Below are 9,509 nucleotides of genomic sequence, written 5' to 3' on the forward strand. Positions count from 1 at the left end.
GCATCGGGCCGGGCGGCCCCAGGCAATATCACCCGGGCTTCACAGCCGAGGCGGCATCCTGCCCTATTTTGGGTGTCCACTTAAGCACGCGGAGGCCCCCAATGCCTGTACGTTACGCCCTGTTTGTTCTGCTTGCGCTGCTGCTCGCCGCCCCCGGCGTGACGGCGCAGGACGCCACGACGTTCGACATCACGGTCGTGGACAAGGATATCCACCCGGACCCCGAAGCCTTCCCTGAGGTCTACGCCGTCGACGGCGTAGAAGGCGCGGAACTGACGCTCACCCGAGGCGAGACCTACATCTTCCAGATGAACGATGTCCCGGTCTTCCACCCGTTCTACATCTCGACGAGCGAGATCGGGGCCGGCGCGGGCCAGTATAACGACGGCGTGACCGGCAACGAAGCCACCGGCAACGACCAAGTCGTTTTCGTCGTCCCGATGGACGCGCCGGACCTGCTCTACTACGAGTGCACGTTCCACCCTCGCATGGGCTGGCGGATGAACATCATCAACCCGATCTCCGACACCGAGGACGAGTTGCAGCCGGTCGCGTTCTCGCTCCGCTCGGCCTACCCGAACCCCTTCGATGGGACGACGCGGATCGAACTCGCGCTGGAGCGGGCGCAGGACGTGACGGTCGCCGTCTACGACGTGGCCGGCCGCCGCGTGGCGACGCTGCACGACGGCGTCCTCCCGGCGAGTCTCTCGCACACGCTCGTCTTCGACGCGGCCTCGGGCCTCGCTGCCGGAACCTATATCGTCCGGGCGACGGCCGGCAACGCGGTCGTCGAGCGGCCGATCACGCTCGTGCGCTGACGCGCCGAACCGGATCAGCATTCAACACGCGGGGGCGGCCACACGGTCGCCCCCGCGTGCGTTTTCTCCGGCGCAGTTCCTCCCTGCCTTCGGCGGAGGCCGCGGTATCTTTCCGGCCCCTCGCCTACCCACCGCCGCCATGCCCGATACCGCTGTCCGTGAACCCGCTGTCACCCTGGACCTAGCCCGCGAGCACGGGCTGACCGACGAAGAGTACGGTTGGATCGTCGACCGCCTCGGACGGACCCCGACGTTCGTCGAGCTCGGCATCTACTCGGTGATGTGGAGCGAGCACTGCTCGTACAAAAACTCCATCGCCCTGCTCAAAAAACTCCCGCGCGAGGGCGAGCAGCTTCTGGTCGAGGCGGGGGAGGAGAACGCCGGGCTGGTCGACATCGGCGATGGACTCGCGGTGGCGTTCAAGATCGAGAGCCACAACCACCCGTCGGCCGTCGAGCCGTACCAGGGCGCGGCGACGGGCGTCGGCGGCATCCAGCGCGACATCTTCACGATGGGGGCTCGCCCGATTGCGAGCCTCAACTCGCTCCGCTTCGGATCCCTCGAGAATCCCCGCGTGCGCTACCTCTTCGACGGCGTCGTCCGCGGCATCGGCGACTACGGCAACTCGTTCGGCGTCCCGACCGTCGCGGGCGAGGTCTACTTCGACCCGGCCTACGAGGGCAACCCGCTCGTCAACGCGATGTCGGTCGGCGTCGTCAAGGTTGGCGAGACGGCGAGCGCGATTGCAACCGGCGTCGGCAACCCGGTCTACATCGTAGGCAGCGCGACGGGCCGCGACGGGATCCACGGCGCGACCTTCGCCTCGGAGGAGATCTCCGAAGCCAGCGAGGCCAAGCGCCCGAGCGTCCAGGTCGGCGACCCCTTTACGGAGAAGCTCCTCCTCGAAGCCTCACTCGAGGCCATCGCCACCGGCGCGGTCGTCGGCATCCAGGACATGGGCGCGGCCGGGATCACCTGCTCGTCGTCCGAGATGAGCGCGAAGGGCGCGGCCGGGATGGTGCTCTGGCTCGACCGCGTGCCGGCGCGCGAGTCGGGCATGACGCCCTACGAACTGATGCTCTCCGAGAGCCAGGAGCGGATGCTGATCGTCGCCGAGCGCGGGCGCGAATCCGAGATCGAGGCCGTCTTCGAGAAGTGGGACCTCCACGCCGTCAATATCGGCGAGGTCACGGACGATGGACGCGTCCGGGTCCACTGGCACGGCGACCTCGTGGCCGACGTGCCGGCCGAGCACCTCGTCCTCGGCGGCGGCGCGCCGGTCTACCACCGCGAGACGAAGCGCCCGGCCTATCTCGACACCGCCCAGGCCTTCGACCCAGCGAGCGTCCCCGACGTGACGGCGATCGACGCAGGCGCCGTCCTCAAGCAGCTCCTCGGCTCGCCGAACATCGCCTCGAAGCGGTGGGTCTTCGAGCAGTACGACACGACCGTCCGCACGAACACCGTCCAGGGGCCGGGCCTCAGCGACGCAGCCGTCGTCCGCATAAAAGGCACCGACAAAGGGCTCGCCGTCAAGACCGACTGCAACGGGCGCTACGTCTACCTCAACCCACGCCGGGGCGGGCAGATCGCCGTCGCCGAGGCGGCGCGCAACGTGGTCTGCGCCGGTGGGCAGCCGCTTGCCGTCACCAACTGCCTCAACTTCGGCAACCCCTACAAGCCCGAGGTCTACTGGCAGTTCACCGAGGCCGTCGGTGGGATGGGCGACGCCTGCCGCGCGCTCGCAACGCCCGTCACGGGCGGCAACGTCTCGTTCTACAACGAGAATCCCGACGGGGCCGTCTTCCCGACCCCGACGATCGGCATGCTCGGCCTTGTGGAGAACGTCGAGACCGATACGACGCAGCTCAGCTTCCGCGACGAGGGGGACGTGATTTTTCTCCTCACGCCCGACGCGTGGCAGCACCGCGCCGAGATCGGCGGGACCGAGTACCTCGCCGCCGTTCTCGGCCAGACGACCGGCGACGCGCCGCACCTAGACCTGGACGAAGAGGCGGCCGTGCAGGCAGCGATGCTGAGCCTGATCCGTAGCGGCCTCGTGCGGAGCGCGCACGACGTCTCCGACGGCGGCCTCGCCGTCTGTCTCGCCGAGTGCTCGTTCGGCGGGCACGGTGCGGAGATCGACCTGGACGCTCCGGCCGGCCTCCGGCTCGACGCCGTCCTCTTCGGCGAGGCGCAGAGCCGGATCGTCTTCACCGCCCGCGGCGACGACGGCGAAATGGTGCAAGACACGCTCGTCGGGACCGGCGCGCGCGCTGTCCCCATCGGCCGCGTCGCCGGCGACCGGCTGCAGATCCGCGTCGGCGGCGAGGCTGTGATCGGCGAGGCGGTGGCGGACCTCGCCGCGCCGTACGACGCCGCGATCCCCGATGTAATGGAAGCGTGACCGTCGGTTGAGGTTCAGTGGAGGAACCGCGAACGGACGGGGGAAAAGGAGGCGTGGGGAAACAGCCCTCTCGCCTCTCCGTTCAACGCGAGCTTCACCTCAAACCCGACTCTGAATCCTTTCAGCAAAGAGGCACCACCCATGGCCGACAACGCCAAGTACGTCACCCTCACCGACGCCAACTTCCAGGACGAGGTTCTCAACAGCGACCAGCCCGTGCTCGTCGATTTCTGGGCAGCATGGTGTGGTCCGTGCCGTGCGATCGCACCGACGATCGAAGAGCTTGCCACCGAGTACGAGGGCAAGGCGAAGATCGCGAAGATGGACGTGGACAACAACCAGCAGATCCCGATGCAGTTCGGCATCCGTTCCATCCCGACCCTGCTCTTCTTCAAGGATGGCCGCATCGCGGACCAGGCCATCGGCGTGGTCCAGAAGCGCGAACTGGCCGCCAAGCTCGACGCGCTCGCCAGCCAGACAGCCTGAGCGCTACGTCGCACCAACAGACCGTAGGGGCGACCGGCCGGTCGCCCCTACGTGTATCACCATCGCATACAGAACCGAATGAACACCCATCCGACCCCTGACCTGTCCGCCTTCGATGGTATCGATTTCGACGGGGCGGAGCGCCGCAACGTGGTCATCGTCGGGACCGGGCCGGCGGGGCTGACGGCGGCGCTCTACGCGGCGCGCGCCAACCTCGAACCGCTCGTCTACGAGGGCGCGCAGCCGGGCGGCCAGCTCGTCACCACGACCGACGTGGAGAACTTCCCGGGCTACGCCGACGGCGTCCTCGGGCCGGAGATGATGGAGGACTTCCGCAAGCAGGCCCAGCGCTTCGGGACCGACCTCCGTCACGGCTCGGTCACGGCCGTCGACTTCGCCGAGCGCCCGTTCCGGCTCGTCGTAGACCACGAGACGCCCGTCCTCGCGGACACGGTCATCATCTCGACGGGTGCGAGTGCGAAGTACCTCGGGCTGGAGAACGAGCGGCGGCTCCTCGGGCGCGGGGTCTCGGCCTGCGCAACCTGCGACGGGGCCTTCTTCCGCGACGAGCACCTCGCGATCGTCGGCGGCGGCGACACGGCGATGGAGGAGGCGCTTTTCCTCACCCGCTTCGCTGAGAAAGTCTACGTGCTCCACCGGCGCGACACCCTCCGTGCCTCGCAGATCATGCAGGACCGGGCCTTCGCCAGCGACAAGATCGAGTTCCTCTGGAACACGGTCGTCGAGGACGTGATCGGCGAGCACGCCGTCGAGGGGCTACGAATCAAGAACGTCGAGACCGGCGAGACCGGCACGCTCGACGTGACGGGCTTCTTCGTCGCCATCGGCCACAAGCCCAACACGGAGCTGTTCGAGGGCTGGCTCGACATGGACGAGACCGGCTACATCCAGACCCTCCCGGACTCGACCCACACGAACGTCGAGGGCGTCTTCGCCTGCGGCGACGCGCAGGACCACGTCTACCGCCAGGCCGTCACCGCCGCCGGGACCGGCTGCATGGCCGCCATCGACGCCGAGCGCTGGCTCGCCGAGCGCGGGGCCATCGACGGGGTCCGCACCCAGACCGAGTACCACGCCGCCCCCGCCGAGGACAGCGGCGACGGCGCGGTCGTGCAGGAGGAACTGTGAGCGCCGCCAGCCGCCTGCTGTGCGCGTGCCTGCTCATGGCGCTCGCCGCGCCGGTCCAGGCGCAGACGCTGGCGGAGAACATCGAGGATGCCCGCACCGCTGCCCGCGCCGAGGTCGCGCTCGCCCAGGACGAGGCCCTGCGCCAGTTCACCTTTCGGACTTCGGCGGAGGACGGCGTGCTGACCGTCTTCGGGGTCGTCGCGACGCCCGCGCAGCGGGACCGCGTGGCCGAGGTAGTCCGCGCCGTCGAGGGCGTGGCGGAGGTCGTCAGCAACGTCCAGTCGACGGGGGCGGCGGGCCGGGTGTCCCAGCCGGACACGGCCGCCGACGCGGCTCCGAAGGCGGCACCCACCCCTGAACCGGCCCCGGCAGCCGAAGCGGTCTACCACACCGTGCGGAGCGGCGACACGCTCGGCGCGATTGCGCGGCGCTACGGCGTTACCGTGCGCCAGGTGCAACAACTCAACGGGCTGCGTGGAACGCGGATTCGGGCGGGGCAGCGGCTCCAGGTGAAGTAAACGTACCGACTCGGCGCGCTAAAGGGCCGCGCCGTCCAGCGGAACAGGGTTTGGAGTGTGAGGAGGCTTTGGCCGTATCCCAGCCTCGCCTTGCTGTGCCACGAAGGCCCTTCCTCCCATCGCGTGCGCACCTCCTCGTCGGCGACGAGCGGCACGACGTGCTGGAATGCTCGGTGGCAGGTGTCAGCTTGGCCGAGTCAGCGTGCCACAGCCTGGTGCTCGGGGCGATGCAGCGCGGAGAGGATCACCCGGCTACCCTCGTCCTGAGTAGCCCGGAGAATGAGGAGGCGTACGAGGTGACCATCCGGCTGGCAGCGCGCGGTCCTGCCCACGTCGAGTTCGCGCTCGTGACGCTCCCGGCTCCGGCGCGCCACCTGCTCGGCGCGCAAGGCCCCATCAGAGCGCCCGACCGAGAGGCACCCTACAGAGGGTCGCGCGAGAAGCCGGACGCGCCTCCGCACCGACGCCTCATGCTCAGCCTGAGCGCCGCCGTGGCAGAGATCACGAGGCGGCGGCGCTCGCAGAACGCGCCGCCGGAGGCCCCGTCAGTCGCGCCCTCTGAGGTGACCGCGTCCGACGACGCCGCTGTCCCCCTCAGCGTGATCTTGGTCGCGATAGCCGGTCTGATCGCCCTCGCCACTCTGCTCGGTACGCTTCTGTTCGGCTAAAGCGCCGACGCTGCCCCCGAGGCACGCCGTTTGATACGCCTGCGCCGTATGTCTGTCTGGACCAGCCCTGCTAGGCCTGCGAACCTGTCTCTCTGCCATGTCTGATGCTCCGTCTTCCCAGGTCGTAACTCGCCTGCTCAACCGCGTCCACGACGGCGACCGGCAGGCGCTAGGCGAACTGCTGCCGCTGATCTACGACGAGCTGCACGCGCTCGCCCACCGGCAGCGGCGGCGGCGCGGCGGCGGCGAAACGCTCAACACGACCGCCCTCGTCCACGAGGCATACCTCAAAATAGCCCGCTCGGAGGGGGCTCGCTGGGAGGACCGGACGCACTTCTTCCGGGTGGCCGCCACCGCCATGCGGCAGGTCCTCGTCGACTACGCGCTGCGCCAGAAGGCGGCCAAGCGCGGCGGCGGCGAGCGGCCGGTGCAGCTCGACGAAGCCTTCTTCCTGCCCGAGGAGAAGGCCGAGGAGGTGATCGCGCTCGACGAAGCCCTCCGCCGCCTCGCCGACTTCGACGAGCGGCAGGCGCACCTCGTCGAACTACGCTACTTCGTGGGGTTCACGATCCCCGAGACCGCTGAGGCGCTCGGCATCTCGCCGGCCACCGTCAAGCGCGAGTGGACCGCCGCACGGGCCTGGCTCCACCGCGAGATAGGCGAGATGCTGTAGCGCAGAAGCCCCCGACCTCTCGCGAAGCCGGGGGCTGAGGAGTGTGTGTGTTCTGCTGTGCTACGGGCGCGTGAGTGTCACAGACTCACCGGTGAAGCCAGAGCCGTTCAGGTTGCCGGTAATGACCGATCCATCGTCGGACGCAATCCCCGTGAGCGTGAAGGGGTCGAAGCCGGGAGACGAAAGATTTATGGTGACGCTCGGCGGAGCGAAGGTGCCAGAAGCCGTGAGCGGAAGGGAGCTTCCTGCCCCTGATAGTGAGCCAGTGCCCGTGATGACTCCCGCGACTTCCGCAAGATTCAAGGTGAGCGTTGAGCCTTCGACGTTGCCAGAATAGGTTCCTGTCAGCGTAACGCCGAAGCCCGGCGGTACGATCTGGATCACGAAGTTGATGCCTACGTTCTCACCGGCGGTGACCTGCTGGCGCTGCGGCGTCGCTTCGTCAGGGTCCAGCGGACCGCCGCCGAGGTAGCCGTAGAAGTCGCCGCTGCTAATGCCCTGGCTGTTGTCGTTGTCCTTGAACGCAGCGAGGAAGTAGGAATCCGGGTTGATGTTCGTGAACTCGTAGCTTCCGTCAGCGGAGGCCGTGACTTCGAAGGTAGGCGCGTTGTTGCGGAACTCGTCGAGCGTCTCGTAGAGCGCGACGAGGGTGTTGTCCACGTCGCCTGCTGCGCCGGCAGGCAGGCTGATCGTCCCGGAGATCGTGCCCGTCGTGGGCTCGGGGTCAGAGGAGTCGCAGCCGGCTGCGGCGAGCATGAAGAGCGCTAAGGCGAGCGCCGCAGGGCGGCGGAGCACAGCGGGGACATCGGTGCGGAGAGTCATGGCTGTTCGGGTGTTAGGGAGTTGAGCGTGTTGGTTTGGCAGCGGGAGCACGTCCCGTCTGCCAGGTAAAACGGGAAATCGGCAGTAAGCGGCTCATCGGAAAGCGAGAGCGCCGAAAATAGGCCAAAAGGGGATTAATTGAGCGAGACTCGGGCAAATTCAGCCTGAGCGGACGGTCCACGAACGGGCCGAGTACGGACCGACGAGCAATGCAGCGGCCCGGTCTCGTCGCGCAAGACCGGGCCGCTTTTCTTCAGAACAGCGTGCGGAACGATCAGCGCACGAGCGTGACGCGCTGCATCGCCGCTTGGCCTGCGCCCGTCGCCCGCACGAGGTACACCCCGCTCGGCAGACCCGACGCGTCCCACGCCACGCGGTGCGTCGCCGCCTCGACCTCCTCGTTGAGGAGCACCGCCACCCGGCGGCCGAGGGCGTCATACACGGCCACCGCCACGCGCCCCGCCTCCGGCACATCGAGCGCCAGCGTGGTCTGCGACCGGAACGGGTTCGGGTAGGCCGCCGCGAGGCCGAACGCCTCCGGCACCGCCGACGAAGCAGCCTCCGGCGTCGTAGGCGCTTGCTCAGCCCCGGCCGCGCCCATCAGCACCGCGCCGTCGGCACCGAGCCAGGGCGTCGCCCCCGAGAGCGACCACGCGCCCTCGCCCTGAGCCACGCGCGCCCCCGAGGCCGTCACGACGACCGTGAAGTCGACCTGCCCGACGACGGTGTTCGGGAATTGCCCGATCTTGAGCGAGTACGTGTAGCTCCCCACCGGGGCGAAGCCGGGGATGCCCTGGGTGAAGCCGAGCACGGGGCTCGACGCGTTGGCCGGGAGCGTCCCGGAGAGGATCACGCCCTGCGCCAGGGTCGTCGCCCCGAGCGAGGCGGTGAAGAAGACGTCGCCGGTGATGGGGGCGGCGGTGTTGTTGGTGACGACGTAGGAGAAGTCAATGGCCCCGGGCTTGGCGACGACGACGGGGTCGCCGGTGGGGTCGGTGTTGACCGCGACGAGGTCGAAGTTGGGCACCGTCAGCACCTCGACCTCGACATCGTTGGCGTTGTAGCTCACGTCGAACGTGTACCCGAAGGCGGGCACGACGGTGTCGAAGGTGCCCGTGACCCCGTCGGCCGCTGTGAGCACGGTGAATGTGTCGCCGACGCCGGGGGCGTCGCCGACGGCGACCGAGAGGTCGAGCGTGCCGGCGAGTGTGGCTGCCCCGTCCGCAGCGAGTTGGTCGTAGTCCGTGCCGGGCACCGAGCCACCAACCTCGATGAAAAGGGTCGAGCCGGAGGAGGGTGCCCAGTCGTCTTGCCAGGTGAGGAGGCCGGGCGAGGTGCCAGGGCCTGTGTCGCCGTCCTGCGTGAACGCGCTGCCCCGGATGTCGAAGGTGTCATTGCCCTGGATAAGCGCGCCGGCGGCGTGGTCGAACGCCGTGTTGACATCGAGCCGGCCGGTGTCCACGCTGACGATGCCTGCGTTGTCGAACGACTCACCGGCGAGGCCGGCGCGCCGCAGGGTCACGCTCGCCGCTTCGGCGTCCACCGTGAGGGTCCCGGTGTTGGTCCAGGTGGCGGCGTCGCTGAGGGTGAACTCTTCCTGCTCCCAGCGCACCGTGCCCGCGTTGACGAACGCGGTCGCCGCGCCGCTGACGCCGCGTGTGTTGAAGTTGACGCCGTTGAGCACGACCAGGCCCTCGTTGGTGAGCGTGCCGGCGGTCAGGAAGCCCTCCTGCCACTGCACGCCCGCGCCCGCGAGGTCCCACACGGCCCCGGCCTCGGCCTCGATCGCGGCGTCGACAAGGACCTCGCCCTCGGGCGCGCCGGTGGTGGTGCCGGCGAAGGTGTGGGCGCCGAGGTCGAAGCTGAGGGTCGCACCGGCGTCGGCGGTGAGCGTGGCGTCGTCGTGCCGGGCGTCGGTGCGGAGGAAGAGCGTGTTGGTCTCGGCCCGGATCGTGCCGCTGTTGTCGA

The 9,509-nt window shown here is 68.8% G+C and carries 9 protein-coding genes; 7 read left to right on the forward strand and 2 right to left on the reverse strand.

Annotated features, from left to right (window positions below; all coding sequences use genetic code 11):
• The first annotated feature begins 101 nt into the window (after positions 1-101).
• The 7 genes from AAGI91_10275 to AAGI91_10305 all read left to right on the forward strand — a co-directional run bounded on the left by AAGI91_10275 (position 102) and on the right by AAGI91_10305 (position 6,719).
• A complete protein-coding gene (locus AAGI91_10275; protein ID MEM1043003.1) occupies positions 102-818 on the forward strand; it encodes a T9SS type A sorting domain-containing protein in 717 nt (238 codons plus the stop codon).
• Positions 819-957: 139 nt separating this feature from the next.
• Positions 958-3,225 (forward strand): phosphoribosylformylglycinamidine synthase subunit PurL, encoded by a 2,268-nt coding sequence (gene purL, locus AAGI91_10280; GenBank protein MEM1043004.1) that lies wholly within the window; start codon positions 958-960, stop codon positions 3,223-3,225.
• Positions 3,226-3,366: 141 nt separating this feature from the next.
• Complete coding sequence (gene trxA / locus AAGI91_10285; GenBank protein ID MEM1043005.1) at positions 3,367-3,711, forward strand: thioredoxin; 345 nt, start codon at positions 3,367-3,369, stop codon at positions 3,709-3,711.
• A 78-nt stretch (positions 3,712-3,789) separates the two neighbouring features.
• The gene (gene trxB, locus AAGI91_10290; protein MEM1043006.1) at positions 3,790-4,860 is read left to right on the forward strand and encodes a thioredoxin-disulfide reductase; all 1,071 of its coding nucleotides are present in this window, start codon (positions 3,790-3,792) and stop codon (positions 4,858-4,860) included.
• Positions 4,857-5,378: a LysM peptidoglycan-binding domain-containing protein gene (locus AAGI91_10295; GenBank protein MEM1043007.1), complete on the forward strand. Its 522-nt coding sequence runs from the start codon at positions 4,857-4,859 to the stop codon at positions 5,376-5,378. Before trxB ends, AAGI91_10295 begins: the two co-directional genes overlap by 4 nt.
• 95 nt (positions 5,379-5,473) lie before the next feature.
• Positions 5,474-6,046, forward strand: coding sequence for a hypothetical protein (locus AAGI91_10300; protein MEM1043008.1), 573 nt, complete (start codon positions 5,474-5,476; stop codon positions 6,044-6,046).
• A 97-nt stretch (positions 6,047-6,143) separates the two neighbouring features.
• Positions 6,144-6,719, forward strand: a complete 576-nt coding sequence (locus AAGI91_10305) for an ECF-type sigma factor (protein MEM1043009.1) — start codon at positions 6,144-6,146, stop codon at positions 6,717-6,719.
• Positions 6,720-6,779: 60 nt separating this feature from the next.
• On the opposite strand, the gene AAGI91_10310 is transcribed toward AAGI91_10305, so the two are convergent.
• Together AAGI91_10310 and AAGI91_10315 are read right to left on the reverse strand one after the other, a co-directional pair.
• On the reverse strand, positions 6,780-7,541 hold the full coding sequence (locus AAGI91_10310; GenBank protein MEM1043010.1) for a hypothetical protein: 762 nt from the start codon (positions 7,539-7,541) through the stop codon (positions 6,780-6,782).
• A 274-nt stretch (positions 7,542-7,815) separates the two neighbouring features.
• Positions 7,816-9,509: T9SS type A sorting domain-containing protein (locus AAGI91_10315; protein ID MEM1043011.1), on the reverse strand; the 1,694-nt coding region annotated here is incomplete at its 5' end.

The sequence above is a fragment of the Bacteroidota bacterium genome, assembly GCA_038746285.1.
Taxonomy (GTDB): domain Bacteria; phylum Bacteroidota; class Rhodothermia; order Rhodothermales; family JANQRZ01; genus JANQRZ01.